17 protein-coding genes are annotated in these 20,504 nt (G+C 59.9%); 11 read left to right on the top strand and 6 right to left on the bottom strand.

All coding sequences use genetic code 11. From position 1 onward, the window contains the following. Positions 1-35: 35 nt before the first annotated feature. The 5 genes from parE to CKW20_RS10635 all read left to right on the top strand — a co-directional run bounded on the left by parE (position 36) and on the right by CKW20_RS10635 (position 6,618). Entirely contained in the window at positions 36-1,940 is a 1,905-nt protein-coding gene (gene parE / locus CKW20_RS10615; RefSeq protein ID WP_007902595.1) for a DNA topoisomerase IV subunit B, read from the top strand. Beyond that, the gene (locus tag CKW20_RS10620; protein WP_095052870.1) at positions 1,940-2,929 is read left to right on the top strand and encodes an esterase-like activity of phytase family protein; all 990 of its coding nucleotides are present in this window, start codon (positions 1,940-1,942) and stop codon (positions 2,927-2,929) included. Before parE ends, CKW20_RS10620 begins: the two co-directional genes overlap by 1 nt. After that, a complete protein-coding gene (locus CKW20_RS10625; RefSeq protein ID WP_095052871.1) occupies positions 2,926-3,447 on the top strand; it encodes a TIGR02281 family clan AA aspartic protease in 522 nt (173 codons plus the stop codon). Before CKW20_RS10620 ends, CKW20_RS10625 begins: the two co-directional genes overlap by 4 nt. A 10-nt stretch (positions 3,448-3,457) precedes the next feature. Continuing rightward, positions 3,458-5,725, top strand: coding sequence for a DNA topoisomerase IV subunit A (gene parC / locus CKW20_RS10630; protein ID WP_095052872.1), 2,268 nt, complete (start codon positions 3,458-3,460; stop codon positions 5,723-5,725). Between the two features lie 176 nt (positions 5,726-5,901). Continuing rightward, positions 5,902-6,618, top strand: a complete 717-nt coding sequence (locus tag CKW20_RS10635) for a membrane integrity-associated transporter subunit PqiC (RefSeq protein ID WP_095052873.1) — start codon at positions 5,902-5,904, stop codon at positions 6,616-6,618. A gap of 270 nt (positions 6,619-6,888) precedes the next feature. Here CKW20_RS10635 and CKW20_RS10640 read toward each other — a convergent pair whose 3' ends face one another. Continuing rightward, a complete protein-coding gene (locus tag CKW20_RS10640) occupies positions 6,889-8,424 on the bottom strand; it encodes an AhpA/YtjB family protein (protein WP_095052874.1) in 1,536 nt (511 codons plus the stop codon). Between the two features lie 134 nt (positions 8,425-8,558). On the opposite strand from CKW20_RS10640, the gene serB reads away from it, so the two are divergent. Next, positions 8,559-9,773, top strand: coding sequence for a phosphoserine phosphatase SerB (serB, locus tag CKW20_RS10645; RefSeq protein WP_095052875.1), 1,215 nt, complete (start codon positions 8,559-8,561; stop codon positions 9,771-9,773). A 117-nt stretch (positions 9,774-9,890) separates the two neighbouring features. Here serB and CKW20_RS10650 read toward each other — a convergent pair whose 3' ends face one another. Continuing rightward, positions 9,891-11,681 carry a molecular chaperone gene (locus CKW20_RS10650; protein ID WP_095052876.1) on the bottom strand — a complete coding sequence of 597 codons (1,791 nt, stop codon included), beginning with the start codon at positions 11,679-11,681 and terminating at the stop codon, positions 9,891-9,893. A 196-nt stretch (positions 11,682-11,877) separates the two neighbouring features. Here CKW20_RS10650 and CKW20_RS10655 point away from each other — a divergent pair, with 196 nt between their 5' ends. Then, positions 11,878-12,279 (top strand): lectin OAA, encoded by a 402-nt coding sequence (locus tag CKW20_RS10655; protein WP_095053017.1) that lies wholly within the window; start codon positions 11,878-11,880, stop codon positions 12,277-12,279. 57 nt (positions 12,280-12,336) lie between these two features. Here the strand turns inward: CKW20_RS10655 and asd are convergent, their stop codons facing one another. The 3 genes from asd to CKW20_RS10665 form a co-directional block, all read right to left on the bottom strand. Further along, the gene (asd, locus tag CKW20_RS29545; protein ID WP_176466881.1) at positions 12,337-13,197 is read right to left on the bottom strand and encodes an archaetidylserine decarboxylase; all 861 of its coding nucleotides are present in this window, start codon (positions 13,195-13,197) and stop codon (positions 12,337-12,339) included. 18 nt (positions 13,198-13,215) lie between these two features. Next, entirely contained in the window at positions 13,216-14,031 is an 816-nt protein-coding gene (locus CKW20_RS29550) for a rhodanese-like domain-containing protein (RefSeq protein ID WP_176466882.1), read from the bottom strand. A gap of 215 nt (positions 14,032-14,246) precedes the next feature. After that, complete coding sequence (locus CKW20_RS10665) at positions 14,247-15,779, bottom strand: HDOD domain-containing protein (protein ID WP_095052877.1); 1,533 nt, start codon at positions 15,777-15,779, stop codon at positions 14,247-14,249. Positions 15,780-15,944: 165 nt separating this feature from the next. On the opposite strand from CKW20_RS10665, the gene motA reads away from it, so the two are divergent. Then, positions 15,945-16,796: a flagellar motor stator protein MotA gene (motA, locus tag CKW20_RS10670; protein ID WP_095052878.1), complete on the top strand. Its 852-nt coding sequence runs from the start codon at positions 15,945-15,947 to the stop codon at positions 16,794-16,796. A 2-nt stretch (positions 16,797-16,798) separates the two neighbouring features. Continuing rightward, a complete protein-coding gene (gene motB, locus CKW20_RS10675) occupies positions 16,799-17,827 on the top strand; it encodes a flagellar motor protein MotB (protein WP_095052879.1) in 1,029 nt (342 codons plus the stop codon). Positions 17,828-17,912: 85 nt separating this feature from the next. Here the strand turns inward: motB and rsgA are convergent, their stop codons facing one another. Next, entirely contained in the window at positions 17,913-18,944 is a 1,032-nt protein-coding gene (rsgA, locus tag CKW20_RS10680) for a small ribosomal subunit biogenesis GTPase RsgA (RefSeq protein ID WP_007902636.1), read from the bottom strand. A gap of 107 nt (positions 18,945-19,051) precedes the next feature. Here rsgA and orn point away from each other — a divergent pair, with 107 nt between their 5' ends. After that, positions 19,052-19,594, top strand: coding sequence for an oligoribonuclease (gene orn / locus CKW20_RS10685; protein WP_030130343.1), 543 nt, complete (start codon positions 19,052-19,054; stop codon positions 19,592-19,594). Positions 19,595-19,790: 196 nt separating this feature from the next. Then, positions 19,791-20,402 carry a trimeric intracellular cation channel family protein gene (locus tag CKW20_RS10690; protein WP_030128339.1) on the top strand — a complete coding sequence of 204 codons (612 nt, stop codon included), beginning with the start codon at positions 19,791-19,793 and terminating at the stop codon, positions 20,400-20,402. The last annotated feature ends 102 nt before the right edge of the window (positions 20,403-20,504 follow it).

Below are 20,504 nucleotides of genomic sequence, written 5' to 3' on the forward strand. Positions count from 1 at the left end.
ACAGAACACTTTTTACAGGCGGACGACGAGACCCCATGGCCACTCCCAGCGCTAGCTCTTATAACGCAGACGCCATCGAAGTCCTCTCGGGCCTCGACCCGGTGCGCAAACGCCCCGGCATGTACACCGACACCAGTCGGCCGAACCACCTCGCCCAGGAAGTCATCGACAACAGCGTCGACGAAGCCTTGGCCGGGCATGCTACATCGGTGCAGGTCATCCTGCACGCCGATCACTCTCTGGAAGTCAGCGATGACGGCCGTGGCATGCCAGTGGACATTCACCCGGAAGAGGGTGTGTCGGGTGTCGAGCTGATCCTCACCAAGCTTCATGCGGGCGGCAAGTTTTCCAACAAGAACTACCAGTTCTCCGGCGGTTTGCACGGCGTGGGTATTTCCGTGGTCAACGCCTTGTCGACCGAAGTCCGGGTGCGTGTAAAACGTGACGGCAACGAATACCAGATGACTTTCGCTGACGGTTACAAGAAAACCGAGCTGGAAGTGATTGGCACTGTCGGCAAGCGCAACACTGGCACCAGCGTGTTTTTCGCGCCGGACCCGAAGTATTTCGATTCGCCGAAATTCTCCATCAGCCGCCTCAAGCACGTGCTCAAGGCCAAGGCCGTTCTGTGCCCGGGGCTGCTGGTCAGTTTTGAAGACAAGGCCACCGGCGAGAAAGTCGAATGGCATTACGAAGACGGCCTGCGCTCCTATCTGGTGGACGCGGTCAGTGAATTCGAACGCCTGCCGGACGAACCGTTCTGCGGCAGCCTGGCCGGTAACAAAGAAGCGGTCGATTGGGCGTTGCTGTGGTTGCCCGAGGGCGGTGATAGCGTTCAGGAAAGCTACGTCAACCTGATCCCGACGGCCCAGGGCGGTACTCACGTCAACGGTCTGCGTCAGGGTTTGCTCGACGCCATGCGTGAGTTTTGTGAGTTCCGCAGCCTGTTGCCGCGTGGTGTGAAGCTGGCGCCGGAAGATGTCTGGGAGCGCATCGCGTTCGTCCTGTCGATGAAGATGCAGGAGCCGCAATTCTCCGGTCAGACCAAGGAACGCCTGTCATCCCGTGAAGCGGCCGCTTTCGTTTCCGGTGTGGTCAAGGACGCCTTCAGCCTGTGGCTCAACGCTCACCCTGAGACCGGCATGCTGCTGGCGGAATTGGCGATCAACAACGCCGGCCGTCGCCTCAAGGCCAGCAAGAAGGTCGAGCGCAAACGCATTACCCAAGGTCCGGCGCTGCCGGGCAAACTGGCCGACTGTGCCGGGCAGGACCCGATGCGTTCCGAGCTGTTTCTGGTGGAAGGTGATTCCGCTGGCGGTTCGGCCAAGCAAGCGAGGGACAAAGAATTTCAGGCGATCCTGCCATTGCGCGGCAAGATTCTGAACACCTGGGAAGTCGACGGCAGCGAAGTGCTGGCCAGCCAGGAAGTGCACAACATCGCCGTGGCCATCGGAGTCGATCCGGGCTCGGCGGACATCGCCCAGCTGCGTTACGGCAAGATCTGCATCCTCGCCGACGCCGACTCCGACGGTCTGCACATCGCCACGTTGCTCTGTGCCTTGTTCGTCCAGCATTTCCGCCCGTTGGTGGATGCCGGTCACGTCTACGTCGCCATGCCGCCGCTGTACCGCATCGACTTGGGCAAGGAGATTTACTATGCCCTGGACGAAGCCGAGCGCGATGGCATTCTCGATCGTCTGGTCGCCGAGAAGAAACGCGGCAAACCACAGGTCACCCGATTCAAAGGTCTGGGTGAAATGAACCCGCCGCAGCTGCGAGAAACTACCATGGACCCGAACACACGGCGTCTGGTGCAGTTGACGCTGGAAGATTTCGACGCGACCTCGGAAATGATGGACATGCTGCTGGCGAAAAAACGCGCTGGCGATCGCAAGTCCTGGCTGGAGTCCAAGGGCAACCTGGCCGAGGTTCTGGGCTGATGCGATTTGGCTGGGCCCTGGCGTGTGCGTTGCTACTGACTTCGGTGACGGTTTCCGCGCAGCCTGCACCCGAGCTGCGCCTGTTGTCCGAGCATGCCGTCGACGGCATGCGTGGCGGCAATCTGTCGGGGCTGGCCCAGTGCGGCAAGGATCTGTGGACCGTTTCGGATCGTGATGATGATCAAATCTATCGCCTCGACACCCGCAACACTACCTGGCAAGCCGAAACCGTGCGCATCGACGCACCCCTGGCGCCCGACAGCGGTTTGCCCTGGGGTTTGCGTTCGCGGGCTTGGGCGGCCTCGTTCGTGCGCGGCGGGAGCCTGGATTTCGAAGGCATCACCTGCGACAGCGCGGGCAATCGTTACATCGTCAGCGAAGCGCACGCCGCGGTGCTGCAAGTTCCGCCAATCGGGCCTGCGTCCTGGCTGAAAATCTCACCGATGCTGGTTCGCGAAGCGCGGGCCAGTGGCATGCTGTTGCACTTCAATGCGTTGTTCGAAGGCCTGACGATCAATCCGGCCGTTGACACGCTGTGGCTGGCCGCTGAGCGTGAGCGCCGTGGTTTGCTGCTGATCAAGCGCAAACAAACGGTGTGGGACTGCGACGGTGGCTGTGTGCTGCTGAGTGAAGCGGGGGTGGAAATGCAACCAGCGCAATTTTCCAAGGCCAGAGCGCGCTCCCGGGATTTTGCCGATCTATCATTGTTCGACGGCAAGCTGTTTACCCTTGAGCGCAATGTATTTCAGGTCTGCCGCCGTGACGCAGTGACGGCCAAGGTCGAGCGCTGCTGGTCGTTTGCCGACGAGGCGTTGCAGGAAAACCGTCGTTATTCACAACCCTTTGGTCTGGCGGAAGCGTTGATCGTGGACGTCGACGGCGCCTGGATCGGCATCGACAACAATAATGGTGCGCGCGCCGACGGCGAGAAACGCCCGATTGTCTGGCGCTTTGCCGCGCCTGAAGGTGGCTGGAGTGCCAAGCCATGAGTCAACAGCCGCCGGGCAAGCGCGCCGGTCGGGTGCTGATGATCCTGGCCTGGTGCGCCGCATTGTTTCTGGCAACGCGGTTTTTCGGGCAATGGGAAGAGCGCCAGCAAAACCCGAATGGGGTGGTCAGCTCTGAGCAGGGCGAAGGTTTTATCGAAGTAAAACTGATCGGCAACAGTCAGGGGCATTTTGTTGCCAGTGGCCAGATCAACGGCCAGCCAGTAGATTTCATGCTCGATACTGGGGCCACCGACGTTTCGATCCCGGCCAGTCTGGCCGAGCGGCTGAAACTGGAAAAAGGTTTCGGGGTGACCCTGAGCACGGCCAATGGCTTGAGCCAGGGTTATCGAACCCGCATCGACCGGCTGCAACTGGGCGACATCGTGCTGCGTGATGTTCGCGCGCTGGTTGCGCCAGGCCTGGAAGGCAATCAGGTGCTGCTCGGCATGAGCGCACTGAACAAACTTGAATTTACCCAGCGCGGTGGCACCATGCTGCTGCGCCAGACCACGAAATAATGAGGCCCGCATGAGCGACTCCCTTGATCTCAGCCTGGACGGTGTAGAGCGCCGGTCACTGGCTGACTTCACCGAAAATGCCTACCTCAACTACTCCATGTACGTGATCATGGACCGTGCCTTGCCGCATATCGGCGACGGCCTGAAACCGGTACAGCGACGCATCATCTATGCGATGAGCGAGTTGGGGCTGGACGCTGATTCCAAGCACAAGAAGTCGGCGCGTACCGTCGGTGACGTGCTCGGTAAGTTCCACCCGCACGGCGACTCGGCGTGCTACGAAGCCATGGTCCTGATGGCCCAGCCGTTCAGCTACCGCTACACGCTGGTCGATGGCCAGGGTAACTGGGGTGCGCCGGACGATCCGAAGTCTTTCGCGGCCATGCGTTACACCGAAGCGCGGCTGTCGCGTTATTCCGAAGTGCTGCTCAGCGAACTGGGCCAGGGCACCGCGGATTGGGGGCCGAACTTCGACGGTACTCTGGAAGAGCCTTTGGTGTTGCCGGCCCGTTTGCCGAACATTCTGCTCAACGGCACCACCGGTATCGCCGTGGGCATGGCCACCGACGTGCCGCCGCATAACTTGCGTGAAGTGGCGACCGCTTGCGTGCGCTTGCTGGATGAGCCGAAAGCCACGGTCGAACAGCTCTGCGAGCACATTCAGGGCCCGGATTACCCGACCGAAGCGGAAATCATCACGCCGCGCGCCGACCTGCTGAAAATCTACGAAACCGGTCGCGGTTCGGTGCGTATGCGCGCCGTGTACCACATCGAAGACGGCGACATCATCGTCACCGCGCTGCCGCACCAGGTTTCGGGTGCCAAGGTATTGGAACAGATCGCGGCCATGATGCAGGCCAAACCGTCCAAAGCCCCGCAGATCGCTGACCTGCGAGACGAATCCGACCACGAAAACCCATGCCGGATCGTGATCATTCCGGGTGCCCGCAAAAACTTTGACCACGATGCCCTGATGCAACACCTGTTCGCCAGCACCGAGCTGGAGTCGAGCTACCGGGTCAACGTCAACATCATCGGTCTGGACGGCAAGCCGCAACTGAAAAACCTGCGCGCATTGCTGGTCGAGTGGCTGGAATTCCGGGTCCAGACTGTGCGTCGACGCCTGCAATTCCGACTCGATAAGGTCGAGCGTCGTCTGCACCTGTTGGACGGTTTGTTGATTGCCTACCTCAACCTGGATGAAGTGATCCACATCATCCGTACCGAGGAGCATCCGAAAGCCGCACTGATCGAGCGCTTCGCACTGAGCGAAATCCAGGCCGATTACATCCTCGACACCCGTCTGCGTCAGTTGGCGCGACTGGAAGAAATGAAGCTGCGTGCCGAGCAGGATGAACTGCTCAAGGAACAAGCCAAGCTGCAAGCCCTGCTGGGCAGTGAAGCCAAGTTGAAGAAGCTGGTGCGCAGCGAGCTGATCAAGGACGCCGAAACCTATGGCGACGACCGTCGCTCGCCAATCGTCGAGCGCGCCGAAGCCAAGGCTTTGACCGAGCATGATCTGCTGCCAAACGAAAAAGTGACCGTTGTGCTGTCGGAAAAAGGCTGGATTCGCTCCGCCAAAGGCCACGAGATCGACGCCACAGGGCTTTCCTACAAGGCCGGGGATGGTTTCAAGGCCTTGGCGGCCGGTCGTTCCAACCAGTTTGCGGTGCTTATCGACTCCACCGGTCGCAGCTATTCGGTGGCCGCGCATACGCTGCCATCGGCCCGTGGCCAGGGCGAACCGCTGACCGGTCGCCTGACGCCGCCGCCAGGGGCGAGCTTCGAATGCGTGCTGATGCCTGAAGACGATTCGCTGTATGTGATCGCGTCCGACGCCGGTTACGGTTTTGTGGTCAAGGGTGAAGACCTGCAAGCCAAGAACAAGGCGGGCAAGGCCCTGTTGAGTTTGCCGAACAACGCCAAAGTGATTCTGCCGCGCCCGGTGGCCGATCGTGAGCACAACTGGCTGGCCTCGGTAACCACCGAAGGTCGCCTGCTGATTTTCAAAATCAGCGATCTGCCACAATTAGGTAAAGGTAAAGGTAATAAGATCATCGGGATTTCCGGTGAACGTGTTGCCAGTCGCGAAGAATATGTCACGGACATTGCCGTTTTGCCGGAGGGTGCCACTTTGGTGCTACAAGCCGGAAAACGTACCTTGTCGCTGAAGGCGGATGACCTCGAACACTACAAAGGTGAGCGTGGGCGTCGCGGAAACAAACTGCCACGTGGCTTTCAGAGGGTGGATGCGCTGTTCGTCGAAAACCTCAATTAAGCGTCCTAGAGCGCTCGATCTACGATTTAACGCGTAGATCGACGCTTTGCCGCTGGAGTCGGAACGCATATTCACGGATGATATGGCCTTTCAAGCGCCGGCGTAGCCGAGCGTTCTTCATATTTTTTGAGTATTTTCACTGTGGTTAGCCTTATGGCGGCCACCTGGATGGGACGATGACTGCTCTGCGCCTTCCTTTTATTTTGATGCTCGCTGGCGTTCTTGGCCTGGCGGGTTGCAGCGTTCACCAGCCGGTGTCGCTGTATCAGCTGGACAGCGGAAGTCCGGCTCAGCCTGCGCAAAGCGCCGGCATGGCGGTATTGCTGGGCCCGGTAACGGTTGCCGACTACCTGCAACGCGAAACCTTGTTGCAGCGTCAGCCCGATGGCAGCCTGCAAGCTTCGGTTGATGGTCGTTGGGCGGGTAGCCTGTCGTCTGACATCGATCAGCTGTTGTTGCGTCAGGTTGCCGGTCATCTGGACAGCCAACGCGTTGTCCTGGCACCGGCAACACTGGGCTTCACGCCGGATGTTCAAGTTCTGCTGACGATCACGCGTCTGGACTCTGGTGCGTCGCAACCGGCAATCCTTGATGCGCAATGGCGCCTGATCGACCGTCGTGGTCAGGTGCGCGATAACCGCATCATTCATCTGCAGGAGCAGCACGCTGGCGGAACAGCGGCTCAGGTTCAGGCTCAGGGTGTGTTGCTGCAGCGTCTGGCCGAGCAGCTGTCCACGGCGCTCAAGCCGCTGGCCAACCAGCCGCCGATTGCCGAAGCGCCGCCACGCAAGCCGGCTAGCAACAAGCCTGTGGCACCGGCAGCCGAGGAGAAACAACAGAAGATTCCGATGGCTTCGCCTATTCGTACGGATATGGAAGTGTTCAGGTTCTAAGCCTGGATGGTTCCAAAGCAAAGCCCGCCATGATGCGGGCTTTGTTGTTTCTGCAGGTTGGAGATATCCGGTGCTGCCAATACTGATCGTTCCCACGCTCTGCGTGGGAATGCAGCCCGTGACGCTCTGCGTCACATCAGTGCCAGGTTCTGTGTATGAGGTGGGGCTGGAACGCAGAGCGTCCCTGGAGGCATTCCCACGCGGAGCGTGGGAACGATCAGCCCGCAGACAATCACTCATCTGCGGGCTTCTTTACAGCAGGGCCAAGGTTTATGCCCGGCGTTCGTGCATCCGCGCCAACTGCCGCTCCAGCATTGACGGATAGGGCTCCATCAAGCGCTCTACGCAGCAGGCTCCTTCAGGGCTTGCAATCGGCCGGATTCGGGCACGCTGACGAATCAGCGCGTCGTCACTGATCTTGCGCTCCACCAGCAGCAGGTTGCGGCTGTGTTGCGACAGGGCCAGTGCATCCTGAGCGGTTTCAGTCAGCAGCAGGTCGATCTGGCTCAGGCCGAACAGTTCGTCACCCAGCGTCAGGCCCAGCTGCAATTGCAGGGTGATGCCGCTGTCGGCGACTTCGATCTGCAACTGATGACCCAGGGCTCGCAGCAACTCACCGCAGCAGATGGCATTGGTCAGGTAGTCATCGCCGCTGTCTTCGGTGTGGAACAGCATCAGCGTGCTGCCATCGTTCAGGGTGTGCAGTTCGCTCTGGTAAAGCGACGCGGCCTGATCGAGGCAATCGCGGTAGCGTTTCAGCAGCTCTTCCAGGCGTGCGCGGGGCAGGCGGCGCAACTGATCTTGCGCGCCCAGTTGCACCGCCAGTACCGCGCTGTGCTGCGGCAGGTTCGATACCTGCGGCTTTACGACTGGTTTCGGCGTGCTGTCCGTTGAGTCGTCACGCAGATCGGCAAACGGATCTTCGTCATCCTCATCATCTTCGACGGTGCTGACAATGCGCCGTGGCGCAGGCTTGAGCCCGGCTACAGGCTTGGTTTCGTCGAAACTCGGATCACGCAGGTTGCGCACTTCGAAGGTCGGTTCGTTATCGTCGGCGTCTTCGTAATCGCTGTCGTCATATTCGGGCTCCGGCGCAGGCTCGGGTTCGGCTGGCTCTGGCGCGAAGTTGGCATGCAGCTGACGAGCGAGGTCGCCGATCTCATCCTGACGCTCGGTGGCCGGGGTGTATTCGTCGATATTGCGCAGCCACACCCGCAATTGCAGCAGCGGCGTAGAAATATGCCGACCCAGGCGCAGGCTCAAGGCCAGGGAAAGCGCCAGCAGAATAGCGCTCAAAATACCCATGCTTTGCAGGCTGATGGTCATCGGTTGCTGGAACTGATCCATGTCCAGGCTGATGCGCAGTTGCCCGGCGGTCACGTCCTGGAAGGTGATCTTGCTTTGGTAAATACCCTCGGCTTCGCCCAGCAGGCTGTGCTTGGGCCGCTGTCCGGACTCGGCAAGGATGCGGTTGTCCATGCTGTAGATGGCCGCGTGGGCCACCAGTTTGTTCTTGGTCAGGTTGTTGAGCAGCACGTTCAGGCTGAGGATGTCATTGGACACCAGCAGCTCCGTGGCCGAGGTCGCGGTCTGGGTGGTCAGGCTTTCGCCCAGGGCGTCCGCCTGCTCGTGCATGGCCTGTTTGAACTGCAAACCCATTACGCAGGCGTAGATCACCAGGGCCAGAGCGACCAGGATCACGTTATGGCTGGCAATGCGCAATGCGATCGGCACACGGCGATGACGCAGTGCCCGGAAGATCAGCAGAAAGAAGTTATCGGTTTTTACTGGCGTGGGCCGGTTCACTTGAGCTCGGCTCTTTGTCCGTGAAGTTGACGCGCAGTATAGCGACAGGCCATAGGCCGTCAAAGCGCTCGCGGTGCCCGATGGTCACTGAAAATGGGTAGAATGCGGTTTTTTTCCACCTGCGGGGGTGCGCCTTGCGCGAAATCGTCCTGATAAACATCACGGGAGTCGACCGTCCGGGTCTGACTGCGGCCATTACCGGCGTTCTGGCCCAGGGTGGTGTGAACATTCTCGACATCGGTCAGGCGGTGATCCACGACACTTTGTCGTTTGGCATCCTGGTTGAAATTCCCGATACCGAACAAGGTAACTCGGTGCTCAAGGACATCCTGTTCACGGCCTATAAGCTGGAGCAGCAGGTGCGTTTCACGCCGGTGTCCGAAGAGGATTACCAGTTGTGGGTCGGCAATCAGGGCAAGAAACGCCATATTGTCACCCTGCTGACTCGTAAAGTGACCGCCGAGCAATTGCAGCGCGTGAGTTCGATCACCGCCAAATATGGTCTGAACATCGATCATATCGATCGTCTGTCCGGGCGCATGCCGCTGGACACCCCGGCCGACAAGGGCAAGGGCTGCATCGAGTTTTCCGTGCGCGGCGAGGCGGCCGACCCGCAAGCGCTGCGAGCTGAATTTCTCAGTGTCGCTCACGAGCTGAACGTCGACATCGCCTTCCAGGAAGATTCGCTGTTCCGTCGTAACCGCCGTCTGGCGGTGTTCGACATGGACTCGACGCTGATCGAAGCCGAAGTCATCGACGAATTGGCCAAGGCCGCCGGTGTGGGCGACCAGGTGTCCGCGATCACTGAACGGGCGATGGCTGGCGAACTGGACTTCCGCGCCAGCTTCAAGGAACGCCTGGCCTTGCTGCAAGGTCTGGATGTCAGCGTGCTGGACTCCATCGGCGCTTCCCTGCGCCTGACCGAGGGTGCCGAAACCCTGTTCACCGAACTTAAGCGTCTGGGTTACAAGACGGCGATTCTGTCGGGCGGCTTCACCTATTTCGCCAAGCAATTGCAGGCCAAGCTGGGCATCGACTACGTGTTCGCCAATGAACTGGCTGTGGTCGATGGCAAAGTTACCGGCGTGGCGGTCGAGCCGATTGTCGATGCGCAACGCAAGGCGGATCTGCTGCGTGAGCTGGCGCATAAGGAAGGTTTGCGTTTGGAGCAGACGATTGCCGTCGGTGACGGTGCGAATGACCTGCCGATGCTGGCGATTGCCGGGTTGGGCGTGGCATTCCGCGCCAAGCCGCTGGTCAAGCAATCGGCGAAGCAGGCGATTTCCACCCTCGGGCTGGATGGCGTGCTGTATCTGCTGGGCTTCCGGGATCGCGACGGGCAGCTCTGAGTTTCAGGTTGTCTGGGCGGGCCTCTTCGCGGGCAAGCCCGCTCCTACGGGGCCGCGTAAATCCTGTCGGAGCGAGGCTGCCCGCGAAGACTTCACCGCCGATCAAATGCCTGACGCTCAAAGCGACTTCCACAACGAATCAAACTCTTCCGCTACCACGACAACGCCGCTCTTCGCGGCGTTTTCGCTTCTGGCCGTCTCAAGCAAACGATAGGCAAACTGATTAAAACTGTTGGTGCTCGCCACCCGACGCTCCAGCCCGGCCCGACGTTCCTCGCCGTTGGTATTGATCAACACCTTGTTGCCTTCCTGGAACGGCAGGCGCGGCGTGAGCAGGGTGGCCGGCAGGTCGATGGCGCTGATGGCCGGCAGCAACAGCCCGCGTAAGTACTGGCTGTGCTCGTCGTGAGAACGCATCAATTGCACGCCGCAGGGTTCGGCGCAAGGCGCGACTTGCTCGATACCCATCTGCGTGCCGCCGCCCCGCACCTGACGGATCCAGCGCACCACTGCAATGCTCCAGCCTTGACCGGCAGTGTCTTCGATACCGACCATTTCGCCAGCCTGTAGCTCGGTGGGCACCGCGCCGGGCCAGGCCAGGCAATAGCCGCCAGGGCTGTGATTGATCACCGGTAGTACATAGGTCGGGAAATGCTGCTGGCGGTCGGATGCCTCGTGACTGTCATCGTTTTGAAAGCGCGGGTATTCGATTTCTTCGTAGGGCAGCAGCGTATCTGCGGTGCCATGGGGGGCGGCGTCGAAGGCTTGTCTCCATTGATCTTTGGCGCGACCTGTCGGATCGGTAGCCGAGAACTGCGCGGGCCGGGAGCCAGGTTTCTTCAAAATGTCGTTGAACGAGCGTTTGTCGCCGAGATAAAAGTGCAGAGCGCTCATGCCCACGCACAGGGTCAACGTACCGTGGCCGACGGTGCGCTGGAAACTGCGCTCGGCGGTCTGCCCCCAGGCGGCATGCAGGTGTTGCAGCGTATCCAGATTCAGCCCTGTCGGAACCGGCAACGGCGATGCCTTGTCGGCCGATTGTTGCAGATGGGTTTCGATGGCCGCGACCAGAGGTTGCGGGTCGATCCCGAGCAAGCTCTCCTGTTGTTCAGCGAGGAATTTGGAGCGATAACGCGGCCCGATGTCGAGATCCGGGGCGATGGCAAACAGCCCGTTGTCCGCTTTGGCCGGTTGCAGCTTGATCCACTGGCTCCAGGGTTCGAGCACCTCGGCGAGCCGTGCGATCTGGTTCTGGCGCAGTTGATTGCAGCGTGAAGCCCCCAGCAGGAGGGCGACGACGTAGGTTTGCGCGATGCTCAGGCTTTGCGTCTGACTGGCCAGTTCATCGCGCACGCTCAAATTTTGCAGTTGGAACTGACAGCCAATCCGGTACAGCTGATGTAATTCCAGCCACAGATTTTCGGGCACCGGACAATAGAGTTCAGTGGCGCGGATCAACGCGCCGTTCAGGCAATGGATTGCCCGTTGCAAAGCCTGGGTCAGCAGCGGCGCACGGTCCTTGCTGAAGCGCGGTGCGATGCGGATGACGATTTGTTTGTAGCCGATCGCCAAGTGGCTCTGCAGCGCCTGGCAAAGGTTGGCAATCTTGCGCGAGCGTTCGTCGAGCACAATGGCCTGATGCAGGAAATGCCGCTCCAGGTGCTTGCAGACGTAATACACCTCGGGCCGCAACAGTTCGAGCAATTGCAGACGATTGTCGCTGGGTGTGAGCAGTTGATTGAGTTCGCTCAAGCCTTGATACAACTGGCGAGCGGTTTCGCCGATGTTGGCTTTGGGCAGATTGGCGATCCAGCGCTTGAGATCGCGAGGCGTGGCTTCGCAGAAAGACAGACGCGACTGCGTCGGGATCGGTGCGCGTAGCAGGAGGTGGGGACTGGTCTCATTCATGCCGTGGACAAACTCCAACCGTTAAATGGGCAGTGAATGATCTGACTGTAGCAGCTATGGGTTTTACCGTTTGTCTGTCAGTCGAGTGCCAACCGGGCGTACTACTAATCTGTCACTCGTGCGACCGGACACACAGTCGTATGGCCTGCTGCCTACGCAGGGCAGGTCTCTTTGTAACTTCAAGGAGATGAAGTTTATGTCTAGATATGTAGTGGCAAATCAATGGGGCGGTAGTTCGGCACCCTGGCATCCGGGCGGAGACTGGACGCTAGGCGCGCGGGACAACCAGAACGTTGTCGCGATCGAGATCAAATCGGGCGATGGCGGGAAGAGTTTCACCGGCACCATGACGTATGCGGGTGAAGGTCCCATTGGCTTCAAGGCTCAGCGCACGGGCCAGAACCAATACAACGTTGAAAATCAGTGGGGCGGCAACGATGCCCCGTGGCATCCGGGTGGCAAATGGGTCATCGGAGGTCGGGATAATCAGAACGTTGTGGCGTTGAGCGTGACCTCCAGCGATGGAGGGAAAAACCTCAGTGGCACCAATACCTATGCCGACGAAGGGCCGATCGGCTTCCGTGGACAGATAGAGTAACGGCACCACCGAAATGTCCGACCCCGCGAAGACGTTCGCAGGGGTCGGATCAGGGGATCAGGCGTTTGGCAGGCCGATGCCCTGGCCCATTTGCACTGGCGAAAGAGCGCCGAGCCCTTCAGCCCATTTCACTTGATCCGGCCCGAACAGCACGACAGCCGTGGAGCCGAGTTTGAAACGACCCAGTTCCGCGCCTTTTTCCAGATGGATCGGTGCACGGGCGGCTTCGTCGTAACGGAAGGTTTTCAGCTCGCGTTTTGGCGGCGTGATCAACCCGGCCCAGACAGTTTCGATCGACGCCACAATCATCGCGCCCACCAGCACCACGGCCATCGGGCCACGTTCGGTGTCGAAAATGCACGCTACACGCTCGTTGCGGGCGAACAGTTCCGGTACGTTTTCGGCGGTGGTCTGGTTGACCGAGAAGATGCGGCCGGGGATGTAGACCATCTCGCGCAGGGTGCCGGCCAGCGGCATGTGCACGCGGTGGTAATCTTTAGGCGACAGGTAAATGGTGGCGAAGTCACCGCCCATGAATGGCGCGGCGTTGGCTGCGTCACCACCCAGCAGTTCCAGCACGCTGAAGCTGTGGCCCTTGGCCTGGAAAACCCGACCGTGTTCGATCGGGCCGAGTTGGCTGACGGCACCGTCGGCCGGGCTGAGAATCGCGCCAGGGGTTTGATCCAACGGACGAGCGCCGTCTTTCAAGGCGCGAGTGAAGAACGCATTGAAGTGCTCGTAAGCCGTCAGGTCTTCGACCAGCGCCTGGGACATGTCCACTTGATAACGCTTGGCGAACCAGGCGGTTAAGGCGTTCTTGAACCAGCGCACGCGGCATTCGGCAATGCAGCCGGCCAGTCGCGAGAGCAAGTGGTGGGGTAGCAGGTATTGGCTGAGGATAAACAAACGCTTATTCATTAACTGTCCTTAAAAACCTTAAATCTCTACGGGCGTGTCGGGATGATTGCCCCATTCGCCCCAGGAGCCGGCGTAGCCTTTGACTCGCGGATAACCGAGCGACTTGGCCACAAGATACGTGAAGCCAGAACGATGGTGAGTCTGGCAGTGGGTAATGACTTCTTTGTCTTTGGTGATACCGAGTTGTTCCAGGATTTTCGGCATGTCGGTGCGGATGCGCAGGTTACGCGCCTGATCCATGCCGGCTGTCCACTCGAAATTGACCGCGCCGGGAATATGCCCGCCCTTGGCCGCCAGCACTTTCTCGCCGGAGTACTCCAGCGGCCCGCGTGCATCCCAGATTGCCAGGTCAGCGGCACCGAGACGGCTTTGCAGGTATTCGCGAGTGGCGATGGGTTCGTCATGCAGCGTCAGGGCAACCGGGCCACCGACCGCTGGCGGGATCTGGATCGACATGGGCAAGCCTTCTGCCAGCCAGGCCGTCAAGCCGCCGTCGATGTAGTGATACTTGCTGTGACCGATGACATCCAGCAGCCAGATAAAGCGCCCGGCCCAACCGCCGCCTTCATCGTCATAGACGACATAGACCGCATCGGGGTTGTGCCCCAGTTCGCCAAACAATGCTTCAAGCGCGGCTTGGGTCGGCAGCAGGCCTGGCGCAGGCGCCTGACCCAGTTGAGTACGTTTTGGATCGACAAAGCGTGCCCCGGGGATATGCCCTGCGGCATAGCGGGCGCTGCTGGTCAGGTCCACCAGAATCAGTTCGCGGGAGTCGAGACGCGGGAGCAGGTCGCTCGGCTCGATCACCAGCGCCAAGCCAGAGAAGTCAGACATGTGAGGTCTCCAGAGCACAAAGGGGAGGGATTGTAACGCAGCGTCATGAGGGTCGGTTATCAGTTATTTCGGCACAGGAAATAACTGAAAACAGGCCCTAACGCCTGTCGATTAAGCGAAATTCCTGTAGGAGCGAGCTTGCTCGCGAAAGCGGTATATCAGGCGACATCAATGTTGACTGTGCTGCCGTCTTCGCGAGCAAGCTCGCTCCTACATTATCGGTGGCTAAAGTTGTGCAGGGCTTTTTCGATGCACTGCGCGGTTTTGCCGAACGCTTGCACGGTAATTTCCGAGAACGGCCCGCCGCCCTGATCCGCCACCACGATCATGATCACCCGACCGTTGTTGACCAAGGAACGCAACAGCAGGTGTTCGCCGCTGAATTGCGAACGCAGACTAGCCGGCAACAGGGCCGAGAATTGTGCGTTGTTGGCTGGCGTCAGACGCACCTGGGCCTGCTGCGCGAGCAGGCGCTGCAGCACGGTACTCTGGCTGACCACCAGGTTCAGACCGGCCACTTCTTTGGGCAGCCCTGCGGTCTGGTGTACGCGTAAATTAGCGTGCGTGCGGTCGGCCATCAGGATCATCACCCGCCGCATGCCGCACGCCACCAGGGCGTCTCGGGCCGAGGTGGTCAAGTGCATGGCATTGGTAAAACGGCTCGGCTCCACCAGCAACTCGGCGCATTGTTTACGCCATTTCGCCAGGTCTTCTGCGGTCGGCGCCGGGGCAGGCAGCAAACCGGCGTGAACACGGTTCATACCCGTCGGCCAGATCAGCGCTTCGGCCGGGTGCCAGAGGTCCGGCATGGCGTGTTGGCGGGCGCTGTTGGTGGCCTGTTGGTGCAATTGTTGCTGCACCTCATCCATTGGCATTTGCAGGTAAAGGCTGGTGAGGTATTGCCAGCGTTCACAGTGAGGACTGCCCCACGCCTGTTGTGCCGACAACGCCAGCCCATTGGCCAGCAGCACGGTATTGGCTGGCTGATTGAGCCAGCGGCGCAGCGTCGGATTGTCATCGAGGCGGTTCTGTTGGCGCAGTGGATGCTCGCTGTCACGCGCGATGCGCAAGACTTTCACCAACTCACGTTGTTCATTGAGCAGCAGCCGATAACCCTGCTGTACCCAGATCGGCAGACGCCAGGTGTCCACCAGCGCCAGACAGATTTCCAGCAGGCGTACACCGAACAATTGCTTTTCGACTTTGCGCGCCGACTCACCTTTATGGATGACCCGCAGCTCCCACTCTTCAAGCAACTGCGGATGAGTCAACGCCATGGGCCACAGTGGCGAAAGAAACAGCAGGCTGCCCCAGTGGATGTCCTGCCACAACCGCGCCAGGCGACCGGCAAAAAAACCATTGGCCTGTTGGGTGGCGTGCTGGCTGATCAACTGAAGCTGGCGCAGCGCGACAGGGATCTGCGATTGGGGTTCGGCGGGCAGGCGCTCGAGCAATTCTTCGGTGCGCTTCAAACCGAGGCGATTGATCGCCACTTCAAGATTTTCAGCGGGCTCGGTCATGCTGCCATGGGTGTGGCGGTTGGCTTCGCGAATCACGCTCAAGGCCAGGGCCGGGCTGTCCTGCATCAGTTCGGCGATGTCTCGCAGCGAACTGCGGCTATCGCGGATGGCTTTGCAGACGCGGTCGTGACTGGCTTGCGGAACCGGCAGGCGCACACTATCGAGCAGTTTGACCCAGCCTTCGAGCGTGGCCGGTTTCGGCGTGGGGACGTTCGTTTCGTTAGCCATGTCTGGACGCGATCATCGTCTGCTTTACCTATCCCTGCGTAGGCCAAATTGGCTTTTCGCCTTAACGGCCTACAGTCTCGCGCAGTTTTGCCGATAAGGAGAAGAAGAGATTTTTTAACTTCCGAATATGACCTTGAACCCGACTCAGTAAGTGCTCTCCTACCTATGGCTAAAATTATCGGCATCATCGTCGTATTCGCGAGCGTGCTCGGCGGATACGTGCTTTCCCACGGCAAGATTGCCGCCCTCATCCAGCCTTTCGAGGTGATGATTATCGGTGGCGCAGCCCTTGGTGCATTCCTGCAGGCCAACCCCGGTCATATGACAATGCATGTGTTCAAGAAGGCTTTGAGCATGTTCAGTTCGCGTTTCAACCACACGTTCTATCTGGAAGTGCTGGGGCTGATTTACGAGATCCTCAACAAGAGCCGCCGCGAAGGCATGATGGCGATCGAAGGCGACATCGAAGATGCCGCTGCGAGCCCGATCTTCGCCAAGTACCCGTCGGTGCTGAAAGATGAACGCATGACTGCGTACATCTGCGATTACCTGCGCATCATGTCCTCCGGCAACATGGCTCCCCATGAGCTTGAAGGCTTGTTTGACATGGAACTGACCAGCCTCAAGGAAGACCTGGATCACCCCTCCCACGCCGTCAACGGCATCGCCGATGCCATGCCGGGTTTCGGTATCGTCGCGGCGGTATTGGGTATCGTGGTGACGATGGCCTCCCTGGGTGAGAGCGACCAGAAAATGATTGGCCTGCACGTGGGTGCGGCTCTGGTAGGTACCTTCTTCGGTATTCTCGCGGCCTACGGTTTCTTTGGCCCGTTGGCCCACGCCCTGGGCCACGATGCCAAGGAAGAACTGAACGTCTACGAAGCCATCAAGGCCTCGTTGGTCGCTTCAGCTTCCGGCATGCCACCATCACTGGCGGTGGAATTCGGTCGTAAGGTTCTGTACCCGGCGCACCGTCCTAGCTTCGCTGAGCTGGAACAAGCGGTTCGCGGTCGCTAGTCATGGAAAATAACCAGCCGATAATCATCAAGCGCGTAAAGAAATACGCGGGCGGGCATCACGGGGGCTCCTGGAAAATCGCTTTCGCTGACTTTGCGACGGCGATGATGGCGTTCTTCCTGGTGTTGTGGCTGTTGTCCACGGCAACGCCGGAACAGAAGATCGCCATTGCCGGTTACTTCAAGGACCCGGTCGGTTTTTCCGAAAGCGGTACGCCCTACATCATCGATCTGGGCGGCTCGCCGACCCTGGCGCCGGAGAGCACCCTTAACCCCGAGGTGAAATCCCAGCCTCAGCCAGACAAGGTGACGATCGACTCCGAACAGGTCGAAGGCATGGCCGAGCAGGTCGAGAAAGAGCGCCTGGAACTGTTGCTGCAAGAGTTGCAGAACAAGGTTGATGAGAATCCACAGCTGCAAAAGTTCAAGGATCAGATCCTTTTCGAGATCACCCAGGACGGTTTGCGCATCCAGATCATGGACGCTGAAAATCGACCGATGTTCGACTCCGGCAGTGCGCGTCTGAAGCCGTATTTCGAAGACATCCTGCTGGCCATGGCCGACACCATCAAAGCGGTGCCGAACAAGATCAGCATCAGCGGCCACACCGATGCCAAGCCATACTCGGGCACCGGCGACTTCGGTAACTGGGAACTCTCGGCCAACCGCGCCAATGCGGCTCGTCGTGCGTTGGTTGCCGGCAGCTATCCGGACGCTCAGGTAGCACGAGTCGTGGGTTATGCCTCGTCGGCGCTGTTCGACCGCGAGAAACCGTTCAACCCGGTCAACCGCCGGATTGACATCGTCGTGCTGACCAAGAAAGCCCAGCGTGCCATCGAAGGTTCGCAAGGTGCGGAACCGGCGCCAGCGCCGACGCAAGGGCAGGGTGGTCCGGGCGAAGTGCCCACGCCGCCAGTCGATCCGAATGCCTTGCCGGCGGATAAGGAACCGCTGCCGGCTCATGAGCTTCGCGAACGTTTGAATCTGTTTGATGATCCTGCACCGAAAGCGGGTGAGCCGCCCAGGCAGTGATCCATGAAAAAGCCGACAGCGATGTCGGCTTTTTTGTGCCGGCTGTTGATCATTTTCGTTGCGTCACGAAAATGATCAAGACTGCTTAGTAGCTGCTTTCCGGCAAACTGGCGATGATCGAGCGGTAGCTGTTCATCCGTTGCTGCTGCACGCGGCCCTCTTCCAGGGCCTTGAGCAGGGCGCAACCCGGCTCGCGGTCGTGCTTGCAGTCGCGGAAGCGGCAGGTGCCGATCAGGTCGTTGAACTCGATGAAACCGGCTTCGACGTCGGCACGGCTGACGTGACCCAGACCGAATTCCCGGATGCCCGGGGAGTCGATCAACTCACCGCCACCGGGGAAGTGGAACAACCGCGCGGTGGTGGTGGTGTGGGTGCCCTGGCCCGACAGCTCGGACAGTGGGCCGACGCGGGTGTCGACTTCCGGCAGCAGGCTGTTGACCAGCGACGACTTGCCGACACCGGATTGGCCGACGAATACGCTGATGTGCCCGTCCAGCTGTTTCTGCAGCTGTTCCATGCCGTTGCCGTGGTGGGCTGACACTTCCAGCACCGGGTAACCCAGCGTGCGGTAAACCGCCAGCAAGGCATTCAGTGCCGGGGCGTTCTGCTCGTCGATCAGGTCGAATTTGTTCAGTAGCAGCAATGGCCGAATACCCGCGTGTTCCGCGGCGACCAGATAACGGTCGATCAGGTTGGCGTGAGGCTCGGGCAGCGGCGCGAAGACGATAACGATCAAGTCGACGTTGGCCGCCACCGGCTTGAGCTGGCCACGGCTGTCCGGACGGCAGAGCTCGGTTTTACGCGGCAGTTGCGCGACGATCACGCCGATGCCCTGATTACCGGCACGCCAGACAACCTGATCGCCGGTCACCAGCGCTGGCAGGTTGGCACGCAAGTGGCAGCGGAATACCTGGCCGGCCAATTCGCCATCGAGGGCTTCGACTTCGACCTGCACACCGAAGTGCGCGATCACCAGGCCCGTCTGTTCCGGGCCCAGGTCGCCGCCTTCGAGTGCCTCGACAGCCGAGGACTCGCGTTTGGCGGCGCGGGCAGCGCGCTCGCCCTGAATCTTTTCGATGCGCCAGTTTTGACGACGATTGAGTTGGCGTTTGGCCATGGGTGTTCCGTATCGAGAATGCAGCGATTAGGTAAAACGGCCGCGAGTTTAGCACGCCCGGCCACCAGCCTAGGCTAAACTGCGCACCTACTCCGAGGAGCCGACTCATGCAAAACCCGCAGAATCTGATCTGGATCGACCTGGAAATGACCGGTCTGAACCCAGATACCGACGTCATCATCGAGATGGCCACCATCGTCACCGACAGTAATTTGAACACCTTGGCCGAAGGTCCGGTGATCGCCATCCACCACAGCGACGAGATCCTCGCCGGCATGGACGAGTGGAATACTCGTCAGCACGGCGGCTCCGGGCTGACTCAACGGGTTCGCGACAGCCGCATCAGCATGGCTGAAGCCGAAGCCGAGACCATCGCCTTTCTGGAGAAATGGGTGCCGAAGGGCAAGTCGCCGATCTGTGGCAACAGCATTTGCCAGGACCGTCGCTTCCTTTATACCCATATGAAGGCGCTGGAAAGCTACTTCCACTATCGCAACCTCGACGTGTCGACCCTTAAAGAACTGGCCGCTCGCTGGGCGCCGGACGTACGCGACAGCTTCAAAAAGGGCAGTACCCACCTGGCCCTGGACGACATCCGCGAATCGATCGCCGAGCTGCAGCACTACCGCAAGAATTTCATCAAGTTCTGATGGGGTGGTGCCTGATCTGACGCCTTCGCGGGCAAGCCTCGCTCCTACGGTGGTCCGCGATGCTCTTGTAGGAGCGAGCGGTGCGGCGATCCGACTTGCCCGCGAAGAAGGCGACGCGGTCTATCAGAGTGAATGCCCCCTTTTGGTGCCCTGACGATCTGAGTAGACTGCGCGCCTTCTTGTAAGGACCGCCACCATGTTGCTGATGCTCTACCTGATCGCCATTACTGCCGAAGCCATGACTGGCGCCCTGTCTGCGGGCCGTCGCGGCATGGATTGGTTTGGCGTGGTGCTGATTGCGTGCGTCACGGCGTTGGGCGGCGGCTCGGTGCGTGACGTATTGCTTGGCCACTACCCGCTGACCTGGGTCAAACACCCGGAATACCTGGTGCTGACCTCCGTCGCGGCGATGTTGACGATCTTCATCGCCCGCTGGATGCGCCATCTGCGCTCGCTGTTTCTGGTGCTCGATGCCGTGGGCCTGGTGGCGTTCACCCTGATTGGCTGCATGACTGCCCTGGAAATGGGCCATGGCATGCTGGTGGCCTCGGTCAGCGGTGTGATCACCGGAGTGTTTGGCGGTATTTTGCGGGACATCTTCTGCAACGACATCCCGCTAATCTTCCGCCGCGAGCTCTATGCCAGTGTCTCGTTTGCTGCGGCGTGGTGCTATCTGCTCTGCATTTACCTGCAATTACCCGGTGAACAGGCGATCCTGATCACTCTGTTCGGCGGTTTCCTGCTGCGCTTGTTGGCAATCCGTTTCCACTGGGAAATGCCGAAATTCGTTTATAACGATGAGGCTTGACCCATCTTCAGATGCCGTACGCAATCGCGTAGATACCGTGAACGACACCGGCCCACCGTAGGAGCCGGCTTGCCGGCGAAGGCGTTTTCATGGGCGCGGCAT

This window comes from Pseudomonas sp. Irchel s3b2, assembly GCF_900187445.1.
Lineage (GTDB): Bacteria > Pseudomonadota > Gammaproteobacteria > Pseudomonadales > Pseudomonadaceae > Aquipseudomonas.

Excerpts from the sequence above, each read along its gene's own strand:
- parE (WP_007902595.1), top strand. The coding sequence starts at position 36 with ATGGCCACTCCCAGCGCTAGCTCTTATAACGCAGACGCCATCGAAGTC.
- CKW20_RS10620 (WP_095052870.1), top strand. The coding sequence starts at position 1,940 with ATGCGATTTGGCTGGGCCCTGGCGTGTGCGTTGCTACTGACTTCGGTG.
- CKW20_RS10625 (WP_095052871.1), top strand. The coding sequence starts at position 2,926 with ATGAGTCAACAGCCGCCGGGCAAGCGCGCCGGTCGGGTGCTGATGATC.
- parC (WP_095052872.1), top strand. The coding sequence starts at position 3,458 with ATGAGCGACTCCCTTGATCTCAGCCTGGACGGTGTAGAGCGCCGGTCA.
- CKW20_RS10635 (WP_095052873.1), top strand. The coding sequence starts at position 5,902 with ATGACTGCTCTGCGCCTTCCTTTTATTTTGATGCTCGCTGGCGTTCTT.
- CKW20_RS10650 (WP_095052876.1), bottom strand. The coding sequence starts at position 11,681 with ATGAATGAGACCAGTCCCCACCTCCTGCTACGCGCACCGATCCCGACG.
- CKW20_RS10655 (WP_095053017.1), top strand. The coding sequence starts at position 11,878 with ATGTCTAGATATGTAGTGGCAAATCAATGGGGCGGTAGTTCGGCACCC.
- asd (WP_176466881.1), bottom strand. The coding sequence starts at position 13,197 with ATGAATAAGCGTTTGTTTATCCTCAGCCAATACCTGCTACCCCACCAC.
- CKW20_RS29550 (WP_176466882.1), bottom strand. The coding sequence starts at position 14,031 with ATGTCTGACTTCTCTGGCTTGGCGCTGGTGATCGAGCCGAGCGACCTG.
- CKW20_RS10665 (WP_095052877.1), bottom strand. The coding sequence starts at position 15,779 with ATGGCTAACGAAACGAACGTCCCCACGCCGAAACCGGCCACGCTCGAA.
- motA (WP_095052878.1), top strand. The coding sequence starts at position 15,945 with ATGGCTAAAATTATCGGCATCATCGTCGTATTCGCGAGCGTGCTCGGC.
- motB (WP_095052879.1), top strand. The coding sequence starts at position 16,799 with ATGGAAAATAACCAGCCGATAATCATCAAGCGCGTAAAGAAATACGCG.
- rsgA (WP_007902636.1), bottom strand. The coding sequence starts at position 18,944 with ATGGCCAAACGCCAACTCAATCGTCGTCAAAACTGGCGCATCGAAAAG.
- orn (WP_030130343.1), top strand. The coding sequence starts at position 19,052 with ATGCAAAACCCGCAGAATCTGATCTGGATCGACCTGGAAATGACCGGT.
- CKW20_RS10690 (WP_030128339.1), top strand. The coding sequence starts at position 19,791 with ATGTTGCTGATGCTCTACCTGATCGCCATTACTGCCGAAGCCATGACT.